A 22,722-nucleotide genomic window follows, 5' to 3' on the forward strand; every position below is an offset into this window, starting at 1 on the left:
AACTACTTTTGAGGGGCTATGTTCATTGGCAATCTGATTTATATTTTGTTTAAACAAGGTTCTTTTTCTATGTTGTGAACCAATCAATAATTATGTGTATCAAACTGTTTTAAGTTGGTATTGTCATTGAGAAGAGTAGGTAAAGAAGAAAAATGTATCTGATTATTCTATATGCAATCAGCATTTATACCAAAAGAGTAAATATTAGAAATACCATATTTTAATAATTATTATCATTTTAATTTTTATTTAAGAAAAAGAATGATAAAGTTTGCACACTAAATTACGATTTAGATAATAATTATCAAATTAATAAAGGGAAATATCATGAAAAGAACAATGAGTACATTGAACATAGCGGCTATTTTGGTAACTGGAGCAAATGCAGTGACACTGGAAGAGAGAGTAGCTGTACTTGAAGAGAAGAATAAAACGCTGACCGAAGAGGTACTTGCCACTCAGACAGAAGGCTTTACACTGGTAGATACCCAAAAAACCTATAACGGTATGGGACCGGCAGCTTCTAAAGTCTATTTTTCTAAAAATCCTCTCTCTATCGGCGGTTATGGCGAAATGTACTATGCTAATCCGGAAGGGAAAGATGACTATGCGGATGTTTATAGGTTTATTACCTATTTTGGATACAAATTCAGTGACAATGTGATCTTGAATGCTGAAATTGAATTTGAACATGGTGCGAATGCAGAAGATGGAGGTGAAGTCGTTTTGGAGTTCATGTATCTGGATTTTCTCTGGAAAGAGGAGGTTAATTTCAGACTGGGGCATGTGCTTGTACCTATGGGACTGATCAACCTCAGACATGAACCTGTATTGTTCAATACGGTACAGAGACCAGAAGTAGAGAAATATCTGCTGCCAAGTACCTGGCATGAGAATGGTGCTTTGGTTTATGGAAGATTTGGAGATAGCGGGTTGGAGTATACGGCTGGTGTCGTTAATGCACTCAATCTGAACAATGACAACACGATCAGTGCAGATAAAAGTTGGATCAGGGATGGCAGACAGGGGTCTCATGCCAAAGCACCGTTCGATCCGGCATTTGTCGGCAGAGTTGATTATACCGGTATCAATGGTTTGCTTTTGGGGGCTTCGGTCTATTATGGGGAGGCATCGAATCTGAAAGATGATGCCAGTGATATTTCCGGTTTGACAACAACGATGTTTGATGTACATGCAAACTATGAAAACGGACCGTTCAGAGTATATGGCCTATATACGCAGACAAACCTTGACAATGCTGAAAAGCTTGGCAGCGGTGCAGCAGAGAAGGGAAGCGGTTATTATGTGAACCTCTCATATGATGCAGGTTCCGTAACAGAGATTGGATATAAAATGCCTTTCTTTATACAGTATGAAGAGTTCAATCCGGTCGAATCAAGTGTGGATGGACTGAATGAAGACAAGTATAAGACAAAAACAACTACAATCGGTATGAATTTCTTCCCGGTAGATCAGGCTGTACTGAAAGTTGACTATGCCATGAAGGAAGTAAATAATGAGAGCCAGGATCTCTTTTCTATTGGATTGGGATTTGTCTTCTAGGAGCGGAGTATTATGAAAAGAACTATCATCACCTTTTTGCTGCTGGGAGTTTTCCTGCAGCTTTCTGCCAAGGTCAACACAAAAGTAGAAGAGGCTGTCAAGGGCAGCTTTCCCAAGGTGGATCTCATAGAACCCAAACAGCTTATACTCGATAAAACGATCTTTAAAAAGATACAGCAGGAGGCAAGGGCGAAGGTTGAGACAAAGATCTACCGCTACTACAGTCTGCTAAGAGGGAACAAGACGGTAGGATATGGCATACTGATCGCCCGCAAGGTAAGAACGAAGAAAGCGACCGTACTCTATGCCTTCGATAATACAGGCAAATTGAAGTTTGCCGAGATTATGGGTTTCAAGGAACCGCCTGAATTCATTCCCAACAATACCTGGATGGGACAGTTCAAAGAGAAGCCGGGCTCAGCACCTCTGCAGATGGGAAAGGATATTCCAACGATCAGTGGAGCAACACTCTCTGCACGAAACATTTCTGACGGTGCGCGTATTGCCCGTGCCATTTTCAAGTATGCGATCAAGTAGTAAGCTATGAAATTCCTAGTCTCGAAAGATTCTGCTTCCTCAACACTGCTGCATACACTGATGTCGGCAGTGGTCATAGCCTTACTGTTCTATTTGGGCCTTGACCTTGTTTTGCATGCTTTTGTGGTTGGACTGGATATGGAAACGGTTTCTCATACCCTCTATGGCTATGCGGAGAGTTTTGAAGAACCTATCTTACTGGAGACACTGCTGCTTCAGGTGCATATAGATCTCTTTATAACGCTTTTTGTACTGATGATACTTACTTCTATCTACATCAGGCTCTTTTCCAAAGAGACCAGACCAAAGCGTATTGTACGAAGCTTGTTTATTGCGGGGATGTTCGCACCTTTGCTGCTCCTGGCTGCCTATTTTTGGGGTGAATTCCTGATCTACGGATGGCTGGGTGCATTTGTATTGTGGCACCTCCAGGCTGCCTATGTGGCGGTGATGATCTTAAAAAAGCTATTTTTTAAATGAAAAAGTATCCATTGTATCGTCTGCCCATCGGCTATATGCTGCTCTATACCCTTTTGATCCTCGCTAGCGGAGTATGGCTCTTTCTGCTTGGGCAGGGGCTTGGTGAGAACGGCAGTATTGTACAGACACTGAACAGTCTCGTCTCAGCACCTGTACAAAAGAGTCTGTATCAGTTTGTCGAGATCGCCACACCCCATCTTTTTGCGATGGGTACGTTGATCTTTGTAACGGCACACTTTATGCTTTTTAGCACGAAGATCTCCCAAAAGTTTTCTTTGAAAGTTGCTATGCTTCTTTTTACTGCTGCACTGCTTGATATCGCTGCCTACCTGCTCATATCGACCGGGCTTGTGGTATCGGGGTGGGTCAAGATTGTTGCTTTGGTGCTGTTTGTCTTTTTGTTTCTACTGCTGCTTGGCATGGTTGCCTTCTCTTTGTAAGAGAGCCATTTGACTTCAAGCAGTCCTTTTAGGTTTCCGTAATATATCCTTCCTTCACTATCAATGACAATGAAACCTATCTCTTTATGTGTTTTTAAAAAATCCAGGGCTTTTTGCTTTGGCATGACAGATACGGCTGTGGCGTAAGCATCTATTTTGGCATTGTGCGCTCTGGTAAAGAGGGAGACGGAGATGAAGGCCTTCCCCTGCGAAGCTGTTTTGGGATTGATAAGGTGATGTTCGCTTTTTTTGGCTGCATAGCGTCGGTAGGTACCACTGGTTGAGACGGAGAGGTCAGATACTTTGGATCTGACAAGGGCAAATGCCTGCTCGGAAAAAGGGGATTGCAAAGCGATTTCGCAGCTTCCAAGACAGCGGATGTCCCCGCTGAGTGCGATGATGCCCCGGGTGACATTGTGTTCAAGCAGATATACGGCTGCCTTATCTGCGCTAAACCCTTTTCCTATACCGCCAAGGTCTATAACAATCCCCTCATCACTGCGCAGTTCCTCTTTACCAATGTGAATACCCTTTATGTTGCGCAGGGCCTTCTGCAATTGTGCAGAAGAGGGTGAGTAGGTCTTCTGTTCGCCGAAGTGATAAAGTCCTTTGGTGACCGAGCCGATGGTGACATCGAAGTAGCCTCCAGTTTCAGCATAGTACTGTTTTGAGAGCCTGAGAGCTTCTGCAAGATGGGCATCGTATGGTACTTTGTGATGCTGATTAAGATTGTAGAGCACAGCGTCAGCATCGTAGGTCGAGAGGGAGTGTTCTATCTGTGCAATGTGTTCAAATATTGAGGAGATGAACGTGGTTTTGGATGCAGGCAGGGTTACCGTTACGTAGGTGCCCATCAGCATACGGATACGCTGCTGCATCTCCTCTGCTTTTAGCAAAGAGAGCATAAAGAGGAGAAGAAGCGTTTTTTTCATCTACTTTTGCTGTCTCCGTTCCAAAACATCTATGATACCTTTAAGGTCTTTCTCATGTCCGAAACAGGCAGAAGAGTTGCAGAGCATGAAGCCATCGTTGTTATCGTTCTTGAAAAAGGCAAAAGGATAGGGAAGCTTGTCAAGCTCTCTGATATGGTTTTTGAGTTTTTCTTCTTTTGCTTTGATGATGATATCATCATAGAGATATCGAATGACCATCTTGCTCATTTTGGGTGTAGATATGGGTTGACGCATGACATCGTAGGAGTGTATCTCCAGAGACTTGAAGACGAACTTTTTGTAAACTGTATCGATGAGAGACGAGATGGAATGCAGTACACCAACCATAGTTGCAAGAGAAGAAGGATAGGAGCTGTCATAAATATCAGCATCGGTCTCGAACTCTCCTCTTGAGAACTTCCATTGACCCTGTGCATAGTATTTTTCAATGGCAGCATTGACAAGTTTTTGTGCCAAAATGAGATAAGTTTCATCAAGTGTGCTCTCATATGCTTCAATAAGCGCTTCTCCAAGACAGGCATAATCTTCCAAAAAAGCATGAATCTTAGGTTTTTTCCCAATGAGAGTGGAGTGGAAAAGCTGGGAATTTATATACATACTTTCAAGCAGTTTTTCCAGTGACTTCATTGCTGGTTTGAGGTATTTTGCATCGACACGGGCTGCTTTGAAAAGAGAGGTGATCATCATGGCATTCCATGAAACAATCACTTTTTTGTCAATGAAGGGATAGACCCGTTTCTCTTCTCTATGTTTTCTGAGTGCTTCTATCGCCTCTTTGTAATAAGGAATTTCGTCAGTTTTGGTAGGATCATCCACCCGTATGATATTCTTACCCTCAAAGTTTCCTTCCGGGGTGATATGCAGTGCTTTTGCCAATACTTCATGCATTTTGGAGGGAATACCTGCTTTGGCAAAGGATTTCAGTGCTTTTTCGTAGGTATAGACAAAGTATTTTCCCTCTTCGCCTTCCGTGTCTGCATCACTGGCAGAGTAGAAGAGGTGTTTCTCCTGCATCTTCTCAAGCATGAAGTCTATTGTCTCAAATGCCACTTCTCTGTAAAAGTTGTTCTGTGTAACATGATAGGCTTTCAGGTAGACGGCACTAAGCTGTGCATTGTCATAGGTCATCTTTTCAAAATGCGGGACCAGCCACTCGTTATCGGTAGAATAACGGCAGAACCCGCCATCGACAAGATCACGAAGTCCGCCTCTTGCCATAGAGGAGAGAGAAAATAGTGCCATATTGAGTGCATCTTTGTCGTTTGTAAGTCTGTAGAGGTCCAAAAGCAGGTCAAGGGTCGAGGCTTGTGGGAATTTGGGAGCCTTGTTGAATCCGCCTTCTGTATGATCAAAGAGCTGTCCTGCCTGATCGATAATTCTGCCTACGATACTGTGGTCAAGCTTGGTCGCCTGTATTTTGTCTTTATTCGGATTAAGGTGTTTGAGTATCTTTTCCGCTTCTTCGACCAGAGTGTTCCGGTCATTTTTATATTTGTCAGCGATGACTTCGAGCAAGGAGGAGAAACTCATCATACCGTATTTCGGCTCGTCGGGGATGTAGGTAGCCGAGTAGAAAGGTTTGAGATCTTCTGTCAGAAAAATGGATGTTGGCCAGCCGCCAGGTCTTCCATTCATCAGCTGATAGACTTCCTGAAAGTGTTTGTCTATGTCGGGACGCTCTTCACGGTCGACCTTGATGGAGACGAAATATTTGTTGAGGATCTTGGCAGTATTTTCATTTTCAAATGATTCGTGTTCCATCACATGGCACCAGTGACATGAGCTGTAGCCAATGCTTAGAAAAATGGGTTTGTGCTCTTTTTGTGCCTTTTTAAATGCCTCTTCACCCCATGGGTACCAGTTGACAGGATTGTCAGCATGTTGCTGCAGATAGGGAGAGTGTTCGTTCTTGAGATGATTTTGCAAGTTCGGATTCCTTTCAGTCATACCATTTTAGTTTTTCTCTTCAATTATGAAATGATTAATTCATTTTTGGTAAGATTACACAGCTTATACACGAATAGTATAATAGAATACACTAAAAGTTTAACACAAAAGAGTAAAAATGCAGAATATGGTAAAAAAGTTACTTATTGTAAGTCTACTTTTTAACAGTTTGGTTTTTGGAGGTTTCACAAGCGCATTAAAGACGCAGAAGTTTCTACAGCCTGAAGAGGCGTTTCAGATCAGCGCAGTGCAAAAAGATGATGTAATCGAGACAAAGGTGACATTGGCGGACAAGATACATATCTATAAAGATGATTTGAAGTACCGTATTATTGCTCCACGGAAAGTGGAACTCAAACCGGTACTGCCGCCGGCACATGAATTTGACGGTGACATGGTGTACGAGAAAGAGCTTATAGTGAAGATCCCTGTAAAAGAGATCACCTCAAAAGTCAAAGGAGACTATACACTTGAGATCGAAGTCGTGGGGTGTTCGGATAAAGGTATCTGTTATCAGCCGTTCAGGAAATCATTTAAATTCAAGGGAGCTGAACAGGGGATATTTGACAAGATCTCCTCTTTGACACAGGAAGGGAATACAGCTAAAATTGCTGATGTCCTGGGAAGTGAAAGCTCGCTTTTCATTATCCTGCTTTTTTTCATTTTCGGTCTGTTGCTGGCACTTACACCATGTGTGTTCCCTATGATCCCTATTCTCTCTTCGATTATTGTTTCGCAGTCGGGTGATCAAAAACCAAGCGTTGCCAAAGCCTTTTTTACTTCGCTTGTTTATGTGGTTGCTATGGCACTGACCTATACTGTAGTAGGTGTTGTTGCCGGTCTTGTCGGTGCAGATATCCAGACAGCGATGCAGAACCCCTGGGTGCTTACTGTCTTTGCTGCAATGTTTGTGGCTTTGGCCTTCTCACTCTTTGGTTACTATGAACTGGGACTTCCGGCTTCATGGCAGAGTAAGCTCAGTCGTGTCAGCGATGAAGCTGGACAAAAAGGCGGTTTTGTCGGTACGGCTGTGATGGGTGTGCTCTCTGCACTGATTGTTGGACCATGTGTGGCACCACCGCTTGGAGGTGCAGTCCTTTTTATCTCTCATACAGGAGACGCCATACTGGGCGGTGTGGCTCTTTTTGTGATGAGTATAGGTATGGGTATGCCACTGCTTCTCGTGGGTATCGGGGCAGGGAAGTTCATGCCGAAACCTGGCGGTTGGATGACAGTGATTTCGCAGGTCTTCGGTGTGATGATGCTCGGCCTTGCCATCTTTATGCTTGGCCGTATACTGCCTGACAGTATTACTCTGATACTTTGGGCACTGCTTTTCATGGGATCAGCACTCTATATGGGTCTCTTTGATGACAGTGACAAAAAGAAGGGAGCCAAAAAGCTTTTCCAGCTCTTTGCAGTCGTATTGATGCTCTATGGGGCTTCTCTCTTTATTGGTGCATTGAGCGGTGCAAGTTCGATGCTCAGGCCGTTTGAGCGTTTCACCTCTTCTAAAGGCAGTGCGGTTACCGTAGCAGAAGAGAAGAACAGCCACCGTGGTTACAGTATCGACCGTCTGCTTAAGGAGGTTGCATCTTCGGATAAACCGGTGGTCGTTGACTTTGGTAAAGAGAGTTGTACTGCATGTACCGAGCTTGAAGAGATTACTTTCCCGGACCCGAAGGTTCAGGAGCAGCTCAAGAAGTTCACTTTCATTAAAGTGGATGTCACAGATAATACAGATGAAGAGAAAGCACTCTTGAAGAAATTTGAACTTTTTGGGACACCGAATATCATCTTCTTTGACAAAGATAATAACTTCCTTCCACAGAAGAGTCTGACCGGATTCATCAAACCACAGGATTTCGCCGACCATCTTGAAGAGGTTGCAAAATAGCTTTTGCACCTCCTGAGAATTACGCTATAATTTTCTAACCAGATCGTGAGAAGATCACGAAACAACTTTAAGAACGGAATAACCCATGAAAGAAACAAAAACCCAAAATGCAACTATTAAAATAGGCGAGATCAATACCCTTAAAGTAGAGCGGGATACCGACTACGGATACTATCTGAGTGCCAAAGACTATGAAGAGGTACTGCTTCCCAATGTTTACATCATGGAGGATAAGATGCCTATGGGATCTCTTCTGGATGTCTTTGTCTATACCGACAGTGAGGATCGCCCGGTAGCTACGACCAAAATGCCGTATGCGAAGCTGGGGGAGTATGGATATTTTACAGTGGTGGACTATAAAAGCTACGGGGCATTCGTCAACTGGGGACTACCCAAAGACCTCTTTGTACCGCTCTCACAGCAGAAAGAGTATTTTAATATCGGGAAAAAATACATTTTGCGTGTCTGTCTCGATGAGAAGACGGGAAGACTTTACGGTACGCAGAAGATAGGGAAATACTTTAACCGTGATCTTAAAGGGCTGCACCCCAACAAGCAGCTTGAGATGCTGGTGCTTGCCAAAACACCGCTTGGGTACAAAGTGATCGCCGATAACAAGTATGAAGGAATGCTCTTTTCCAACGAGGTTTTTGAGGAGATCCGTGTGGGAGACAGAAAAAAGGGTTATGTCAAAGCCGTACGGAAAGACGGAAAGCTTGATATGTCCTTGCAGCCTATTGGAAAACAGGCCAAGCTGACACAAGCAGAGGAGAGAGTGTTAAAGCTTCTCAAAGAGGCAGACGGCAGATTGTACTTTACTTATAAAAGTGATGCTGAAGCAATACAGAAAAGCTTTGGTTTGAGCAAGAAAAACTTCAAACGGACACTGACTGCATTGATTGAAGCCGGTAAGATCGAGCTGCTCGAAGATATGATCAGGTTAATAGAGGAGTGAACGTGAAAACAAAAGTGGTGATTTTAACAATTCTATTGTTCAATACGATACTTTTTGCGATCTCAGGTGAGGAGGTATTCGAGAATAAATGTGCTTCCTGTCATACGTACTATATTCCACAAAAAAAACTGAATCAAAACTATGAACAGAACAACACGGTCCTGAAACTCAAAGCGCCAACACTCACAGAGCTCTCTTTCAGACTCAAAGACCAGGTAGGAGACCGAACGACCGATGCAGAGGGACAGAAGTTCGAGATAGAAGAGTTTTTGGCCGACTATCTGAAATACCCTTCTAAAGAAAAAAGTGTACAGCGAAAAGAGATACGGCACATTTTCCCGCAAATGCCACCGGTGAATGTTGATGAGGATGAAACGGAAGCATTGGCTGACTTTATGTACGAGTATGCTGAAAAGATGATGGTTGAGCACGGTGTGAAACGATACAGCTACGATGAGGCCTTGCGTATTGCTGAAAAAGAGAAAAAGATCATTTTGATCGAAGGTTTTATTCCTTTCTGTAGAGGATGTATCTGGATGGATCGTAATGTGATGGTTGAACCGGAAGTGAAAGCTGCACTCAACAAAGACTTTGTGTTGGTTAAAAAGAATCTTCTGGTTGAAAAACTGCCATTGGGAATGAAGCGTTTGGGTACTCCTTCATTCTATTTTATCAGCAGTGACGGGAAAAGAGTACTGGAGATGGTCGAAGGAACCGGAACGGTTGAAGAGTATCTTGAGTTGTTGTCTTCTGTAAAAAGCAAAGTGAAGTAAAAGATTGTTTTTGCGTTATAGTATTCTGATACTGCTTCCTTTGCTGCTTTTTGCAAAGCCTTTCAAGGTGGCTACTTACAATGTAGAAAATCTTTTTGATACTGTATTTCAGGGGCTGGAGTATGATGAGTATATCCCCGGTAGACATGGATGGAATAGAAAAATGGCGGAGATCAAACTCAATCATACGGCCGAAGTATTGTGCGATCTTGATGCTGATATTGTCGCTTTGCAGGAAGTGGAGAATACAGAGGTTTTTGAAGCTCTCAGAAAACGGATGGAACGTGTAGGGTGCCAATACCGGTACGGTGCCATTACAACTAAGAATAATACAACGATACAGGTGGCACTGCTTTCGCGTTTTCCCATTAAAAGGAAGCAGGAACTGCAGGTAAACTATACTCCCGGAGTGCGTAATATACTGGAAGTAGAAGTGGAGATAGAGGATGAACTGCTGACACTTTTTGTTAACCACTGGAAATCCAAAAGCAGGAAAGGGAAAGAGAGCAAGAGGATTGCTTATGCAAAGGTACTGAAAAAACGTATCGATGAGATGCCAAAAAACAGAGAGTACATTATCTTAGGTGATCTCAATACCAATTATGATGCATATCTGACCCTCCCAAAACGGCTCAATGATACAGGAGGCAGAACAGGTTTGAACCATATTTTATATACCGTTGAAGGTGATGAAGCGGTATCAGAATCACAGATACTTAAAGCAGAAAAAGGAAAGCACTATAATCTATGGTTGGAAGTACCGTTTAAAGAACGCTGGAGCCATAAATTCTACGGACGCAAAAGTACATTGGACCATATTTTGCTTCCTGCTTTGATGTTCGATGGTAAAGGTATCGACTATGTCAATGACTCTTTCAGGGTCTTTAAAAGAGACTACCTCTTTACGAAAAAAGGTTATATCAACAGCTGGCAGATGAAAGCAGGAAAGCATACCGGAAAAGGTTATTCCGACCATCTGCCGCTCGTAGCAGTGTTTGATACCAAGCCCTATCTCCCTTCGAAAAAGAGTGAAGTAAAAAAGAGTGTTACAGGAAGAATAGGGCAGTTGTATGAAGTGGAAGAACTGGCTCAGCCAATGGTGCTTGAAGATGCCGTCGTAGTGTTAAAACGCGGCCGCTATGCAGTGCTTAAGCAGTCACCCAAAGAGAGGGGCATTTTTGTTTTTGGTGCGCTGCAGGGGATGAAAGAGGGAGAGAAGTATGACCTGAAAGTGCAGGAGATAAGTACCTATATGGGACTGAAGGAGATCACAGCGATGGTAAAGCTTTCCCAAAAAGGGAGGGTAGACCTTGCACCTTTTTACATGCCTCTGTCTATCGGCAGACAGAATGAAGTAGTGCGCAACATCGAAGGGGTGTACAAAAACCGTCATTTTTACACCAATAGCAAAAAGATACCTATCTATTTTAAAAATAGAAAACTTACTCCGAAAAACGGCGCAAAACTAAAGATAGGCTATGCCCATCTTGGGTATTATAAAACATTGCAGCTTGTAGTTTACAGCCACAGGGATTTTAAGGTTTTAAAGGAAAAATAATGGCATATTACACTTGGATTTTGGCATTTCATGTAATGAGTTTTACTTCCTGGATGGCAGTACTGTTCTATCTGCCAAGGCTTTTCATCTACCACAGAGAACATGCAGATAACAGAGCATTTACTGAAGTGGTACAGGTACAGGAGTATAAACTATACCACTATATCGGTGTACCGGCTATGTGGGCGACAATCATTTCCGGAGGAGCTATGCTCTATCTAAATCCCGGGATATTTCAAAGCGGAGGATGGATGCATGCTAAACTGCTTTTTCTTGCTTTTTTGATCGCATACAGTTTCTCACTTAACAAGATACGTAAAATACTGATAGAAAATCCCTACTATAAGACAGGAAAGTATTTCAGGGTCTATAATGAAGTACCGACACTTTTGATGATCTTTATCGTTATCATGGTTGTTGTTAAACCGTTTTAAGCGATAAAACTAAATTATTTTGTGTTATAATCTTTGCACTCAAATATATAACTAAGGAAAAGCTATGGAACTACCAGCATTAAAATTACCACAAATCGAACTGCCATTCGATGTCCCGACACTGCTTCATCCTCCGATCGATCATTTTGCGATCGCTATACCGGTTCTTGTTCTGCTCATTGAGATCATTAACCTCATAGCAAAGAAAAGAGCGATCGGTGTAGTCTCGTTCACACTCCTGCTCATCGGTATGGTTGCCGCAGTAGCAGCCTATCTTACCGGTACGGTTGACGGAAAAGAGGCATTTGATGCATTGACACAGGCTGGACAGGATGAGCTCAAAGAGCATAAGCTTTTAGGTACATATCTTGTTCTGGCTTCAGGTGTGGTTGTTATCTTCAAACTGCTTTCGGCAATGATACAGAGAGGATTGATGAAAGCTACCTATCTGTTGGTGCTTATTGTATTTGTTGCAGGTATTCTCAAGCAGGGTAAAGATGGAGGAGAACTTGTTTACGAATATGGTGCGAATGTAGAGAGAGTTCAGGAGCTTGACAGTGAGCTCTTTGATGCACAAGAGGAGCTGGATGAGCTTAAGGAAGAGATGAAGTCTACATCGGAAAAAGCAGTCGAGAAAGCTGCTGAAGTCAAAGAGGCTTTAACAGATGCAGTTGAGAATGCCAAAGAGAGTGCTACGGAAGCAGTAAAGGCTGCAGAAGAGAAGAGTGCTGAAGTTATTGAAGCAGTGAAGGAAAAGGCAGATAAGGTAAAAGAGAGTGTAGCCCCCTCAGCCCCTGAGGTGGAAGTTGTCCCTCAAAAGAGAGAAGAGCCTGAAGTGGCTACCCATTAATATCCCTTTCTAAGATCCCCCGTCACCGGCGGGATCATACTCTATTTCATATCTTTCCTCATTGACTGTTGTTTTAAGTGCGGCAAGATATTTTGACATCTCTTCTATCTGGCTATCACTCAGTGCTTTGGCAAAAGAGATCATAATGGTGCCGAAAGCAGTTCGTGTTCTCCCTTTTTTCAGATCTTTTAGACGTTTGCGCAGAATATCTTCTCTCTGCCCCTGAAGCCGCGGTGAAGCTCCGATACCTTCTCCATAAATACCGTGACAGGAACTGCATCCGTTTTTCATGTAGAGTTGTTCCATTGTATCGTTCGCCTGGATACTTAATATAGTAAGCAGTACTGCGAGAAGAGGTTTCAACATTCTATTTTTCCTTCAGGTAAAGTTTTAAAAATTATATAGTATCGCTTTGAAATATCACTGAAATATAAAATTATAAATTAGAGCTAAGGTCTTAACAGGTAAAGATATCTTAAAACTTTTTTTGATGTCAAGTTCAATCAAAGTTTTTGATCAGTTTATATTGTAATTGGATAACTAATATAATATCTTTGCAAGATAGAGTCCCTCAGGCGGGGCAAGTTTGGTTGTTGATCGCACTTTGTGTGCGATCTGCTGCTGCAGCTCTTCTTTGGCAAGTTTGCCCCGTGCAACCAACATAGCACTCTCAACCATCATCCGTACCTGTGAACGTAAGAATCCATTCGCTTCAAAAGTAATAATATGCAGATTGGCATGGGTATAATATCTGCTTCTGTAGATAGTTCGTACTGTTGTATGTGTAGGAGAACCGGTTTTGTGAAAATAACGAAAGTCATGCTCTCCTTCAAAACACCTGAGAGTCTCTTCTAAGAGGATCGGATCAAAAGAGGATGGATAATAAGAGAGATAGTTTCTTTCAAAAACAGAGCGTGTATCTGTTTTGAAGAGGTAACGATAAAGCCGTTTTTTGGCTGAGAATCTTGCATGAAAGTCTTCAGTGACGATACTGAGATGCTTAAAGGAGATGGCAGTAAGTTTTCGGTTAAGTATTGTTTGCAGCTTTGAGAGGTCGGTCCAGAAATCCGGAAGGTCGAAGTGGATTACCTGACCTGTTGCATGTACCCCTCTGTCTGTACGTCCACTGCCGATAATGGTTGTTTCTATCTGCAGACTTTGCAGTACTTTTTCGATGGCATGTGTTACTGTTAAAGGTGTGGTTGATTGTCTTTGAAAGCCGTAAAAGGCACTGCCATCATAGGCTATGATCGCTTTTATGCGCATCTAAAAATACCTTGCCACACGTTTTTGAAAGAGGATTACTCCTCCCCCAAGGGTCAACAGTATGGCTATGATAAGCAGAGGGATATTTCCCCATTTATCCAGGGAAGAAGCAATAAGGTATAAAAAGAGTGTTGTGGCAAAGATGACAATAAAAGAGTGGTTACTCTGATAACGTGGATTGATCATGGTAAAGGCTGCAACCAGATAGACTGAGAGGAGAGGGATTAGACTGATAAAAAGGAAAAAGAGAAGACGGTGCATGATATCTTTGTCATGAGAGGCTTTACTCCAGTAGGCAACAATGTCCTCAAAGTGAAAACGTTTCTTCTTGGTTGTATCGAAAGCTTCGAGCGTAGCATATTGGATCTGCTGCAAACGCTCTTTGGAGTAGGTGTATCCATAACCATCTTTCAGGAGTAGCGAGGTTTGACCATTGTGTTTGTTAAGTTTTCCGTCTTTAGAAGCGAAAAACTGCTCTTCATCCATATTGGTACGATTATAGATTACAAGATCATGGAATGTTTCATTCTCTTTACCTTTGATGTAGACATAGTATTCTCCAAATTTCTGTCCAAGTTTTCCTGGAACGATATTGAGTTTTGCTTCAGCTTTTTTCTCCTCCTTGAACGATTTGTAAAGCTGTTTGCTCATTGGCATGGCCAGAAAAGAGAGAGTCAGCAGCAAAAATGAAAAGAGAAGACTCACCAGAAAAAGTCCCCGCAGGATCCTGTTGGCATTCAATCCCAGTGCATACAGGGCAATAAGCTCATTATCTGTTGAAAGTTTGATAAGCATGTTCGCCAGAGCAGCAATAAAAGAGAGAGGTAGTGTATAGAAGAGAATATCCGGTACAGAGTAGCTGAAAAGCCTCAGAAGCTCCACAAAACTGATCTGTATCTTTGAGGTCAATGCAGAGATCTTGACCAGGTAGACCAGGGAAATGATAAGAAAGAACGGCAGAAATATCGTCAAAAAAGATTTGGTAAAGTTTGATGAGATATAACTTCTGGCATTAACCATAGATGAGTCTCTCCAATAGTTGTGCCGCCTCTGTATCATAAAGATAGACAATAAAGGTGGCCATTGCTAAAAAAGGTACGAAGGGAACACCTCTCTCACGATAGATGAGGGCAGGAATGATTGCCAGGATGGCAGATAGAAAAATAGCGATAAAAAAGTTTGGAAAGCCGAGCAGTGCACCCATTGTTCCGGCAACGATTACATCTGCACCACCCATAGCCTGTCTGCGTGCCAGAAGCGAAGAGAGTATACCTATAAGGTAGAGTCCGCCTGCAGCAATGGCAGCATGTATGACCGCATGGAGAAAATCAGGTTGTATAAGAGCAAAAAGTAAGGCAGCAAAGTTAATATTATCCGGAACAGCCATATATTTGAAATCTATCATCACCAGTGCAAAAAGGGCTGCAAAAGAGGCAGCGACAAACGGCAGATACCATACGAGTCCCAGTTTTAAAAAGAGTATGACAAAGATAATACCCGTAGTCAGTTCTACTATTGGATACTGCTTGGCGATCGGTTCATTGCAGAAGGAGCATTTTCCTTTTAAAAAGAGCCAGGAGAAGAGTGGAATGTTGTGATACCACTTCAGCGGTGTTTGGCAGCTTTGACATTTTGAAGCGGGGAAGATGATACTTTCACCTTTGGGAATGCGATAGATCACGACATTTAAAAAAGAGCCGACTATAATGCCAAAAGCAAAGATTGAAAATGTAATTACTGTAGTTTCAGTCATTATGCCAATCCTCCAAACTTTCTTGTACGTTGTTCAAAGTCTGAAATGATCTCATCCAGTTCTTGTATGGTAAAGTCAGGCCAGAGTGTTTCTGTAAAGTAAAGTTCAGCATAAGAGATCTGCCAGAGCAGATAGTTTGAGATCCGTTCCTCCCCACTGGTACGTATGAGAAGGTCAATATTGCTGTAGGGGGTCTGCAGTGCCGAAGAGATGTCATGTTCTGTCACCTTTTTTTTCCCTTCGTTGATAAGTTTGTTGACTGCACAGGTGATCTCTGCACGGCCACCATAGTTGAGTGCAAGAATATGAATCAGGTCAGTATTGTTTTTTGTAGCCTCTTCTGTGATCTTGATACGTTCCTGAAGCTTGTCCGAAAAGGCTTCTATATTCCCTATGGCCTTGAACCGGATGTTGTGGTTCTGATAGGTTTTCAGCTCTTTTTGAAGGTAGCGGTCCAGTAGTTTCATAAGAAACTCTATTTCAAGTTTCGGTCGTTTCCAGTTCTCTGTGCTGAAGGCATAAAAAGTGACGGTTTCAATACTTGGATGCTTGGCACAGTAGGTGGTGACATCACGAATGGTCTCTGCACCTTTTTCATGTCCTTTTGTACGGTTCAAACCTCTCTGCTGGGCCCATCTGCCGTTCCCATCCATAATGATCGCCAGGTTTTTGAGCAGATGTTTAGTCATTGGCAAGCTTTTCCGCTTCGTTGAGTATTTTTTGGGCAAGTGTTAGTTTGTCAGCGCTGCCAAGCGGTATGGTCTCTTCCTGGGTGATAAAACTTATTTCATTTTCGTCCGTGCCGAAACTGTGACGATCTTTTAGAAGATTGTAACAGACTGCATCAACTTCTTTTTGTATCAAGAGTGATTTTGCATGTTCCAGGCCGTTTGTTTCATCCATTTCCGCTTTGAAGGCTACAGTACGGATACCGTCTTTGTTCAGAGAAGTGAGAATATCCGGTGTTTGTGTCAACTCAGGTGACCAGGTCTCTCCCAAATCAGATTTTTTCAGTTTCCCACTTTGTGGGTATTTGGGTTTATAGTCGGACACTGCCGCGACCATAAATAGAAAAGGAGTTTTCTGTATGAGCATCCGTGGATCGGCACTGTTCATGCTTGCTTTGCTCATGATACCTTTTTTTGCAACACGAATGGCATCCTGTGTATACTCCAACATCTCTTGTGCATCTTCGACATCAATGGTGTAGATGGCAGAAGGCAGTCCCTCTTTGTCCTTGGTGGTCAGGTAGCATACATCCGCACCTCTGAGGTAGAGTGAAAGAGCGATTGCTTTTGCCATTTTGCCTGAAGAGTAGTTGGAGAGATAACGTACATCATCGATCTTTTCTCTGGTACCGCCTCCGGTAACAACTACCCGACGGTCTGTCCAGAACGGTTCTTTGAGCAGTACTTTGGCTGTTTCAAAGAAAAGCTCGCTCGTTTCTGCCAGTGCGCCATTGCCCACATCACCGCAGGCAAGCAGTTTCTCCTGTGGTTCTATAACAGTGTAGTCGTTGACTTTTAGCATTTTCAGACTGCCGACCGTGTAATGGTTCTTCAGCATTTGTGTGTTGGCAGCAGGTGCAACCAGCATCGGTCCCGCAAAGGCCAGTGCTGTTTGGAGGAGGATATTGTCCGCGATCCCTTTACTCAGTTTATTGAGTGTATTCGCTGTTGCCGGTGCAACAAGGAATACATCGCATTGTTTGCCTAGTTCAATATGGTTGAGAGTACAGCTCCAGCTTTCACTCTGTTCGGTAAGGACCGGGTTTCTAGTCAGTGCTTCAAAGGTAAGTGCAGAGACAAAACGTTCGGCACTCGGACTCATAACTACATGGACATCAGCCCCTGCCTTGATGAAGAGTCGTGCCAGATCACATGCTTTGTAGGCTGAGATACTGCCAGTTACACCCAATAGTACGGATTTTCCTGTTAAGTTGATTTGCATATTAGTTTGCTCCCTTGTGCTTGTCACTCTCTGTGTGAAAAAATTTATAGAAGAAGTTTTTGATTATTTTCATAGGGGCTCTTGAAATAGCAAGTGCTCCTTTTTCTACGTTTTTGTTTACTGTTGTACCTGCTGCGATCATTACATCATCTTCAATAGCCACTGGGGCAATGAGCTGTGTATCTGAACCGACAAAGACATTTTTCCCGATTTTGGTCTGGTATTTGTTCTTCCCGTCATAGTTACAGGTGATGACCCCGGCACCGATGTTGCTGCCCTCATCAATGGTAGCATCGCCGAGATAGGCAAGATGTCCTGCTTTGACGCCCGTCAGCGTTGACTTTTTCACTTCAACAAAGTTGCCGATATGAGTATCTTTGAGTACCGAACCGGGGCGGATGCGTCCCATCGGACCTACATCGGAGTTCTCAATATACGCCTCTTCTACAACAGAGTTTGCTTTAATATGTGCGTTGATCAGTTTGCTTTCACCCTGAATGCTGACACCATTCTCCAAAATACACTCTCCTTCAAAAGTAGCACGAGAGTCGATGTAGATGGTTTCAGGCAGTCGCATGATGATACCTTCCCTCATCAATGATTCTTTGATGCGTTTTTGCATGATCTCTTCGGCGAGGGCAAGGTCGAGCTTGGAGTTGACTCCTTTGAACTCCTCTTCCGGAACATAGACAGGATGCACACTCCTGCCTTCATCAACAGCCATTTTGACAATGTCTGTAAGGTAGTATTCCGACTGGGCATTATCGTTGTTCAATTGCGGAATGTAGCGTTCTAACAATGTGGTATTCACTGCGTAAATACCTGCATTGACTGTTTTGACCGTTAATTGTTCGGAAGTACAGTCTTTTTGTTCTACAATCTCTTTAACCTCTCCGTTTTGGATGATGACACGTCCATATCCGGAAGGATCCGAGAGTTTGATCACCGACATGTTAATGTCGGCATTACCGGCTGTCAGTGATTCAAGTGATGCCTTGGTAATAAGCGGCATATCTCCGTTAAGGATCAGCGTACGTGCATGCTGAACTGCTACTCCTTTCATTGCACCGCCGGTACCGGGAAACTGCTGAGCATCCTGTATATGGAAACGGATGTTTTCATAGTGTTCCTCTATCACTGCCTGAATGCGTTCTGCCTGGTGGTGGAGGACAACAGTGATATCGTCTGAAAGTTCGCATGCTGCATCGATGGCATGAAAGAGCATCGGTTTTCCCGAGATCTCATGGAGGACTTTTGGTTTGGCCGATCTCATTCTTGTTCCCATACCTGCAGCAAGGATAACAACGCTTATGGACATTTTTTGGTACCTTTTTGATAGAATTGCATTAATAATTGTATTATTGTGATTATATCGAATTGTGATTAAAGGTGTTAATTTTGGATTGTAAACATTTTGGAAGCTGTGGCTCTTGTAGCTTGTATGCATTAGACTATGAGGCGCAGTTGACCCACAAAGTGAGCCGGGTAAAGGGGCTTCTTGCACCATTCTTTGTGGGAGAGCTGGAAGTATTCAGCTCTCCTGATTCCCATTACAGGGCAAGGGCGGAATTCCGTATTTGGCATGAAGGTAACAGGTGTGACTATGCGATGGGAAATATTGACAGGAACGGGGCGGTTAACATAGAAGAGTGCCCTAAAGTGATCGAGTCCATTGACAAACGAATGTGGCCGCTTCTGGAGAAGATCAATCTCTCCTCTGAAGTTTTGAAAAAGAAACTGTTTGCGGTAGAGTTCCTGGCCACGACAACGGATGAGTGTCTTATTACGATGCTCTATCACAGGAAACTTGATGAAACATGGAGTCATGAGGCTAAACTGATTGAAAAGGCATTGGATTGCAAGATAATGGGGCGAAGCCGAAAGCAGAAGGTGATCCTCTCCGATGAATTTGTTACCGAAACACTGCATATTGACGACAAAGATTTCCACTATATACAGTATGAGAGCGGCTTTACACAGCCAAATCCTGCAGTCAATGTCAAGATGATCGAATGGGCGATCAGACAAGCAAAGAAAATAGCCAAAGGAGATTTTTTGGAAGCCTATTGCGGTTTGGGTAACTTTACTCTTCCGCTGTCACGTTATTTTGACAAAGTACTGGCAACCGAGATAAGTAAACGTTCCATCCATGCGGCACTGAAAAACTGTGAGCTTAACGGGATAGATAACATTGTTTTTGCCAGGCTGGCGTCTGAAGAGATGACCGAAGCTCTGCAGGGAGTCCGTGAGTTCAGCCGATTGAAAGGGATAGACCTTAAAAGCTATGATTTTACCACGGTTTTGGTAGACCCGCCGCGTGCGGGGCTTGACGAAGGAACTATCGGGCTTATTTCAAATATTGAGAACATTATCTATATTTCATGCAATCCGGAAACACTGGCTCGTGATCTGGAGATCCTGACACAGACCCATGAGGTGGCCGAGGCAGCGATTTATGACCAGTTCCCGCACACGGGGCATGTGGAGAGTGGGGTGTTTTTGCAGAAAAAATAGAAAAGAACTTACATCAGGCTGCGGTGTTCCACCATGGTACAGAAGTTCTGAACGACTTTCATTCCGGCATCTTGTGCCTTTTGTGCCGCATCATTGTTCACAAGTCCCAGTTGTCCCCAGAAGACTTTTACATCACCTCGTTGAATACAGGCATCCGCAATAGCATCAAAAGCCGCCGGCTTTCTGAAGATATCTACCATATCAACTTCAAACGGAATCTCTGCCAGAGAACGATAGACTTTTTCTCCGAGTATTGTCTCTTCCTTCGGATAGACCGGCACGATCCTGTATCCTGCCTCCTGAAGATATTTCGCGACACGATGACTGGCTTTGGTCGGATCGGGAGAGAGTCCAAGAACAGCAATAGTTTGAATACTTTCAAAGATCTCTTTCATCTCCTCTCTGTTGCTGTTGACTGTCGGAAATTCACATTCCATGCTTTATCCTTAATTTTGGTATACTTTTGCCTATATAATACTTAGGAAAGATAATGTTGGACTTAAAGCAGATCAAAAGTGCGTATGAGAGACTCGAAGGAGTGGTACACCATACCCCATTCTCCTATGCCCCGATCTTAAGTAAGATGAGCGGATATGAAGTCTATCTTAAAAAAGAGAACCTTCAACGTACCGGAGCATTCAAACTGCGAGGAGCCTTTAACAAGATCGCTACACTGGTTGAAAGCGGACAAAAAGGCGGAGTAGTCGCTGCCAGTGCGGGAAACCATGCACAAGGTGTCGCGTTTGCGGCAAACCATTTTGGTATCGAGGCGACCATTGTAATGCCTGAATCCACACCATTGACCAAGGTGCAGGGAGTCAGGGCTTTTGGTGCCAATGTTATCTTGCAGGGGAGTAATTACGATGAGGCGTATGCCTATGCTGTGAAATTCGGTGAAGAGAAGGGGTATGACTTCGTACATCCGTTTACCGATGAAGAGGTAATGGCAGGGCAGGGAACGGTTGCTCTGGAAATGTTTGAAGCAGAGCCGGACATGGATGCGATCGTAGTCCCGGTAGGAGGTGGAGGACTTGTCTCCGGGATGGCGGTAGCTGCCAAAGCGTTGTATCCTGAGACAAAGATCATAGCGGTTTCTGCAGAGGGTGCTCCGGCAATGAGAGAATCTTATAAAGCCCATAAACCGATCGATACAACATCAGTACGTACTATTGCTGACGGTATTGCCGTACGGGATACATCACCGGTTACTTTGGAGTATATCCTGAAATATGTCGATACTTTTGAGGGAGTCTGTGAAGATGAAATTGCTTCTGCGATCCTCTTTTTACTGGAGAAACAGAAAGTATTGGTTGAGGGTGCCGGTGCGGTTGGTGTAGCAGCACTTATGCATGGAAAGATAAACCTTTCAAAAGGCAGCAAAGTAGGTATCGTACTCAGTGGTGGAAATATTGATGTAACGATGCTTTCACTTATTATTGAAAAGGGGTTGATGAAGTCAGCACGCAAAATGAAGCTGATGGTTACACTGGTTGATAAACCCGGAGCATTGCAGTCGTTCACACAGATACTTACTGAAGTGGGAGCAAATATTGTACAGATAGGTTATGACAGAACCTCCATCGACCTTGAGTTTGGTGATGCACACGTTTCTGTTGCTCTTGAGACTAAAGGAGAGGAGCATCAGGAGTTGATCCGTAAGAGGCTCAATGAGGGTGGATTTATATTCAGGGAAGAACACTGATCCTTCGCAGGGCTCAGAAAGTGAAACGTGAGGAGTGAAGAGTGTGCCGGAACGAAGTGACAAGTGCCCTTGGGGTAAAGAGCGAATGTAAGCAGTGCAGTGGCTCCGCTTTTGCGAATAGATCTCTGGTGGCAGTATGGTAGCGATCGACCTGGGCTCCAATACATTGCGGGTACTGGAGTATGACTGCAAAAGCAAACGTGCAACTGCTGAGTTTGAGAAGATTGTCAAAACGGCTGACAAACTGGCATCGACAGGAGTTATTGACCATACAGCAGTTGACAGGGTTATCTATGCAATCAAGGAGGCACAGGCTTGCATCGATTTTCAGGGGCAGCCTGTTAAAGCTGTGACAACGGAAGCGGTACGCAGAGCCATGAATGCCAAAGAGGTCTTGGATCGTATTGCCAAAGAGACGGGTGTTGTGTTTGAGATCATTGACGGGGAGAGAGAGGCAGCACTGACACTCAATGCGGTAAAATATCGTTTGCAAAAACTCTGTTTTGCTTCAGAGAAATTCGTACTTGCAGATATTGGCGGAGGGTCGACGGAGATTATTTTTATTTACAACAACCGTGTCTTTATGAAAAGTTTTCCGGTAGGCATTGTGACCATAGCGCAGGAGTATAAAAGTCTTGAGGCCATAGAAACTGCTTTACCCCAGGTGATGCTTCCTATGCAAATGTTCGCAGCCGAAGTCTATGCCACACAGGGAAATGTAGAGACATTTGTTGCAACAGCAGGTACCCCTACAACGTTAGCAGCTATGAAGCTAGGACAGTGTTATGCTACCTATGATGCAGGGAAGATAAACGGTACGACTTTAAAAAAAGATGAACTTGCTTTCTATTTGGAAAAGCTGCTTGCTATGCCGTTTGAGAAGAGAGAAGAGATGGTCGGTGTCGGCAGAAGCGACCTTATAGCAGCCGGTATTCTTATTTTCAGGTACTTGTATGTGCTGTTGGAAAAAGAGGAGTGTATTGTTGTAGATGACGGTTTGCGTGAAGGTGTTGCTCTGGAAAGTTGTCAAAATAACTCCTACACCGGTTAGATCAAAGAAGAAGATAGACAAGAAAAAGTGCGTCTAAGGTTTACAAGCTTGGGAGACTTGCCTACCGGTGTAGTGTCATTTTAGAGGTGTTATTTTCTA

The 22,722-nt window shown here is 43.4% G+C and carries 23 protein-coding genes; 13 read left to right on the forward strand and 10 right to left on the reverse strand.

The window, feature by feature from the left end; all coding sequences use genetic code 11:
* Positions 1-327: 327 nt before the first annotated feature.
* From IMZ28_RS02795 to IMZ28_RS02810, 4 genes are read left to right on the forward strand one after another with little or no spacing between them, the layout of a single operon-like run.
* A complete protein-coding gene (locus IMZ28_RS02795) occupies positions 328-1,563 on the forward strand; it encodes a hypothetical protein (protein ID WP_197549194.1) in 1,236 nt (411 codons plus the stop codon).
* A 12-nt stretch (positions 1,564-1,575) separates the two neighbouring features.
* The gene (locus tag IMZ28_RS02800; RefSeq protein ID WP_197549196.1) at positions 1,576-2,100 is read left to right on the forward strand and encodes an FMN-binding protein; all 525 of its coding nucleotides are present in this window, start codon (positions 1,576-1,578) and stop codon (positions 2,098-2,100) included.
* A 6-nt stretch (positions 2,101-2,106) separates the two neighbouring features.
* Positions 2,107-2,580 (forward strand): hypothetical protein, encoded by a 474-nt coding sequence (locus tag IMZ28_RS02805; RefSeq protein ID WP_197549198.1) that lies wholly within the window; start codon positions 2,107-2,109, stop codon positions 2,578-2,580.
* A complete protein-coding gene (locus tag IMZ28_RS02810; protein WP_197549200.1) occupies positions 2,577-3,020 on the forward strand; it encodes a hypothetical protein in 444 nt (147 codons plus the stop codon). Before IMZ28_RS02805 ends, IMZ28_RS02810 begins: the two co-directional genes overlap by 4 nt.
* Here the strand turns inward: IMZ28_RS02810 and IMZ28_RS02815 are convergent.
* Together IMZ28_RS02815 and IMZ28_RS02820 are read right to left on the reverse strand one after the other, a co-directional pair.
* Positions 2,906-3,952 (reverse strand): FAD:protein FMN transferase, encoded by a 1,047-nt coding sequence (locus IMZ28_RS02815; RefSeq protein ID WP_197549202.1) that lies wholly within the window; start codon positions 3,950-3,952, stop codon positions 2,906-2,908. The genes IMZ28_RS02810 and IMZ28_RS02815 overlap by 115 nt on opposite strands.
* Positions 3,953-5,899, reverse strand: a complete 1,947-nt coding sequence (locus tag IMZ28_RS02820) for a thioredoxin domain-containing protein (protein WP_197549204.1) — start codon at positions 5,897-5,899, stop codon at positions 3,953-3,955.
* Positions 5,900-6,038: 139 nt separating this feature from the next.
* Here IMZ28_RS02820 and dsbD point away from each other — a divergent pair, with 139 nt between their 5' ends.
* The 6 genes from dsbD to IMZ28_RS02850 all read left to right on the forward strand — a co-directional run bounded on the left by dsbD (position 6,039) and on the right by IMZ28_RS02850 (position 12,387).
* The gene (gene dsbD, locus IMZ28_RS02825) at positions 6,039-7,817 is read left to right on the forward strand and encodes a protein-disulfide reductase DsbD (protein ID WP_197549206.1); all 1,779 of its coding nucleotides are present in this window, start codon (positions 6,039-6,041) and stop codon (positions 7,815-7,817) included.
* 85 nt (positions 7,818-7,902) lie between these two features.
* On the forward strand, positions 7,903-8,772 hold the full coding sequence (locus tag IMZ28_RS02830; protein WP_197549208.1) for a CvfB family protein: 870 nt from the start codon (positions 7,903-7,905) through the stop codon (positions 8,770-8,772).
* A 2-nt stretch (positions 8,773-8,774) separates the two neighbouring features.
* The gene (locus IMZ28_RS02835) at positions 8,775-9,545 is read left to right on the forward strand and encodes a thioredoxin family protein (protein ID WP_197549210.1); all 771 of its coding nucleotides are present in this window, start codon (positions 8,775-8,777) and stop codon (positions 9,543-9,545) included.
* Positions 9,546-9,555: 10 nt separating this feature from the next.
* Positions 9,556-11,103 carry an endonuclease/exonuclease/phosphatase family protein gene (locus IMZ28_RS02840; protein ID WP_197549212.1) on the forward strand — a complete coding sequence of 516 codons (1,548 nt, stop codon included), beginning with the start codon at positions 9,556-9,558 and terminating at the stop codon, positions 11,101-11,103.
* On the forward strand, positions 11,103-11,537 hold the full coding sequence (gene hemJ, locus IMZ28_RS02845; RefSeq protein WP_197549214.1) for a protoporphyrinogen oxidase HemJ: 435 nt from the start codon (positions 11,103-11,105) through the stop codon (positions 11,535-11,537). Before IMZ28_RS02840 ends, hemJ begins: the two co-directional genes overlap by 1 nt.
* Before the next feature lie 64 nt (positions 11,538-11,601).
* The gene (locus IMZ28_RS02850; protein WP_197549216.1) at positions 11,602-12,387 is read left to right on the forward strand and encodes a DUF2231 domain-containing protein; all 786 of its coding nucleotides are present in this window, start codon (positions 11,602-11,604) and stop codon (positions 12,385-12,387) included.
* A 9-nt stretch (positions 12,388-12,396) separates the two neighbouring features.
* On the opposite strand, the gene IMZ28_RS02855 is transcribed toward IMZ28_RS02850, so the two are convergent.
* The 7 genes from IMZ28_RS02855 to glmU all read right to left on the reverse strand — a co-directional run bounded on the left by IMZ28_RS02855 (position 12,397) and on the right by glmU (position 18,674).
* Positions 12,397-12,753 (reverse strand): c-type cytochrome, encoded by a 357-nt coding sequence (locus IMZ28_RS02855; protein ID WP_197549218.1) that lies wholly within the window; start codon positions 12,751-12,753, stop codon positions 12,397-12,399.
* A 174-nt stretch (positions 12,754-12,927) separates the two neighbouring features.
* Complete coding sequence (gene truA / locus IMZ28_RS02860) at positions 12,928-13,653, reverse strand: tRNA pseudouridine(38-40) synthase TruA (protein ID WP_197549220.1); 726 nt, start codon at positions 13,651-13,653, stop codon at positions 12,928-12,930.
* Positions 13,654-14,673, reverse strand: a complete 1,020-nt coding sequence (locus tag IMZ28_RS02865) for an LptF/LptG family permease (RefSeq protein ID WP_197549221.1) — start codon at positions 14,671-14,673, stop codon at positions 13,654-13,656. It abuts the gene before it with no gap.
* Positions 14,666-15,406, reverse strand: a complete 741-nt coding sequence (locus IMZ28_RS02870; protein ID WP_197549223.1) for a prepilin peptidase — start codon at positions 15,404-15,406, stop codon at positions 14,666-14,668. Before IMZ28_RS02870 ends, IMZ28_RS02865 begins: the two co-directional genes overlap by 8 nt.
* The gene (gene uppS, locus IMZ28_RS02875; protein WP_197549225.1) at positions 15,406-16,095 is read right to left on the reverse strand and encodes a polyprenyl diphosphate synthase; all 690 of its coding nucleotides are present in this window, start codon (positions 16,093-16,095) and stop codon (positions 15,406-15,408) included. Before uppS ends, IMZ28_RS02870 begins: the two co-directional genes overlap by 1 nt.
* The gene (gene coaBC, locus IMZ28_RS02880) at positions 16,088-17,356 is read right to left on the reverse strand and encodes a bifunctional phosphopantothenoylcysteine decarboxylase/phosphopantothenate--cysteine ligase CoaBC (protein WP_197549227.1); all 1,269 of its coding nucleotides are present in this window, start codon (positions 17,354-17,356) and stop codon (positions 16,088-16,090) included. Before coaBC ends, uppS begins: the two co-directional genes overlap by 8 nt.
* Position 17,357: 1 nt before the next feature.
* Entirely contained in the window at positions 17,358-18,674 is a 1,317-nt protein-coding gene (gene glmU / locus IMZ28_RS02885; protein ID WP_197549229.1) for a bifunctional UDP-N-acetylglucosamine diphosphorylase/glucosamine-1-phosphate N-acetyltransferase GlmU, read from the reverse strand.
* Between the two features lie 80 nt (positions 18,675-18,754).
* Here glmU and trmA point away from each other — a divergent pair, with 80 nt between their 5' ends.
* Positions 18,755-19,870, forward strand: coding sequence for a tRNA (uridine(54)-C5)-methyltransferase TrmA (gene trmA, locus IMZ28_RS02890; RefSeq protein ID WP_197549231.1), 1,116 nt, complete (start codon positions 18,755-18,757; stop codon positions 19,868-19,870).
* An 8-nt stretch (positions 19,871-19,878) separates the two neighbouring features.
* Here the strand turns inward: trmA and IMZ28_RS02895 are convergent, their stop codons facing one another.
* Positions 19,879-20,307, reverse strand: coding sequence for a CoA-binding protein (locus IMZ28_RS02895; protein ID WP_197549233.1), 429 nt, complete (start codon positions 20,305-20,307; stop codon positions 19,879-19,881).
* Between the two features lie 53 nt (positions 20,308-20,360).
* On the opposite strand from IMZ28_RS02895, the gene ilvA reads away from it, so the two are divergent.
* Positions 20,361-21,572, forward strand: a complete 1,212-nt coding sequence (gene ilvA, locus IMZ28_RS02900) for a threonine ammonia-lyase (RefSeq protein ID WP_197549235.1) — start codon at positions 20,361-20,363, stop codon at positions 21,570-21,572.
* Positions 21,573-21,708: 136 nt separating this feature from the next.
* Positions 21,709-22,623 carry a Ppx/GppA phosphatase family protein gene (locus tag IMZ28_RS02905; RefSeq protein ID WP_197549237.1) on the forward strand — a complete coding sequence of 305 codons (915 nt, stop codon included), beginning with the start codon at positions 21,709-21,711 and terminating at the stop codon, positions 22,621-22,623.
* The last annotated feature ends 99 nt before the right edge of the window (positions 22,624-22,722 follow it).

This window comes from Sulfurovum indicum (genome assembly GCF_014931715.1).
GTDB lineage: Bacteria > Campylobacterota > Campylobacteria > Campylobacterales > Sulfurovaceae > Sulfurovum > Sulfurovum indicum.

Excerpts from the sequence above, each read along its gene's own strand:
- IMZ28_RS02905 (WP_197549237.1), top strand. The coding sequence starts at position 21,709 with ATGGTAGCGATCGACCTGGGCTCCAATACATTGCGGGTACTGGAGTAT.
- uppS (WP_197549225.1), bottom strand. The coding sequence starts at position 16,095 with ATGACTAAACATCTGCTCAAAAACCTGGCGATCATTATGGATGGGAAC.
- IMZ28_RS02810 (WP_197549200.1), top strand. The coding sequence starts at position 2,577 with ATGAAAAAGTATCCATTGTATCGTCTGCCCATCGGCTATATGCTGCTC.
- hemJ (WP_197549214.1), top strand. The coding sequence starts at position 11,103 with ATGGCATATTACACTTGGATTTTGGCATTTCATGTAATGAGTTTTACT.
- IMZ28_RS02815 (WP_197549202.1), bottom strand. The coding sequence starts at position 3,952 with ATGAAAAAAACGCTTCTTCTCCTCTTTATGCTCTCTTTGCTAAAAGCA.
- IMZ28_RS02805 (WP_197549198.1), top strand. The coding sequence starts at position 2,107 with ATGAAATTCCTAGTCTCGAAAGATTCTGCTTCCTCAACACTGCTGCAT.
- glmU (WP_197549229.1), bottom strand. The coding sequence starts at position 18,674 with ATGTCCATAAGCGTTGTTATCCTTGCTGCAGGTATGGGAACAAGAATG.
- IMZ28_RS02795 (WP_197549194.1), top strand. The coding sequence starts at position 328 with ATGAAAAGAACAATGAGTACATTGAACATAGCGGCTATTTTGGTAACT.
- dsbD (WP_197549206.1), top strand. The coding sequence starts at position 6,039 with ATGCAGAATATGGTAAAAAAGTTACTTATTGTAAGTCTACTTTTTAAC.
- IMZ28_RS02800 (WP_197549196.1), top strand. The coding sequence starts at position 1,576 with ATGAAAAGAACTATCATCACCTTTTTGCTGCTGGGAGTTTTCCTGCAG.
- IMZ28_RS02870 (WP_197549223.1), bottom strand. The coding sequence starts at position 15,406 with ATGACTGAAACTACAGTAATTACATTTTCAATCTTTGCTTTTGGCATT.
- IMZ28_RS02865 (WP_197549221.1), bottom strand. The coding sequence starts at position 14,673 with ATGGTTAATGCCAGAAGTTATATCTCATCAAACTTTACCAAATCTTTT.
- coaBC (WP_197549227.1), bottom strand. The coding sequence starts at position 17,356 with ATGCAAATCAACTTAACAGGAAAATCCGTACTATTGGGTGTAACTGGC.
- IMZ28_RS02895 (WP_197549233.1), bottom strand. The coding sequence starts at position 20,307 with ATGGAATGTGAATTTCCGACAGTCAACAGCAACAGAGAGGAGATGAAA.
- IMZ28_RS02850 (WP_197549216.1), top strand. The coding sequence starts at position 11,602 with ATGGAACTACCAGCATTAAAATTACCACAAATCGAACTGCCATTCGAT.
- IMZ28_RS02830 (WP_197549208.1), top strand. The coding sequence starts at position 7,903 with ATGAAAGAAACAAAAACCCAAAATGCAACTATTAAAATAGGCGAGATC.
- IMZ28_RS02855 (WP_197549218.1), bottom strand. The coding sequence starts at position 12,753 with ATGTTGAAACCTCTTCTCGCAGTACTGCTTACTATATTAAGTATCCAG.
- truA (WP_197549220.1), bottom strand. The coding sequence starts at position 13,653 with ATGCGCATAAAAGCGATCATAGCCTATGATGGCAGTGCCTTTTACGGC.
- ilvA (WP_197549235.1), top strand. The coding sequence starts at position 20,361 with ATGTTGGACTTAAAGCAGATCAAAAGTGCGTATGAGAGACTCGAAGGA.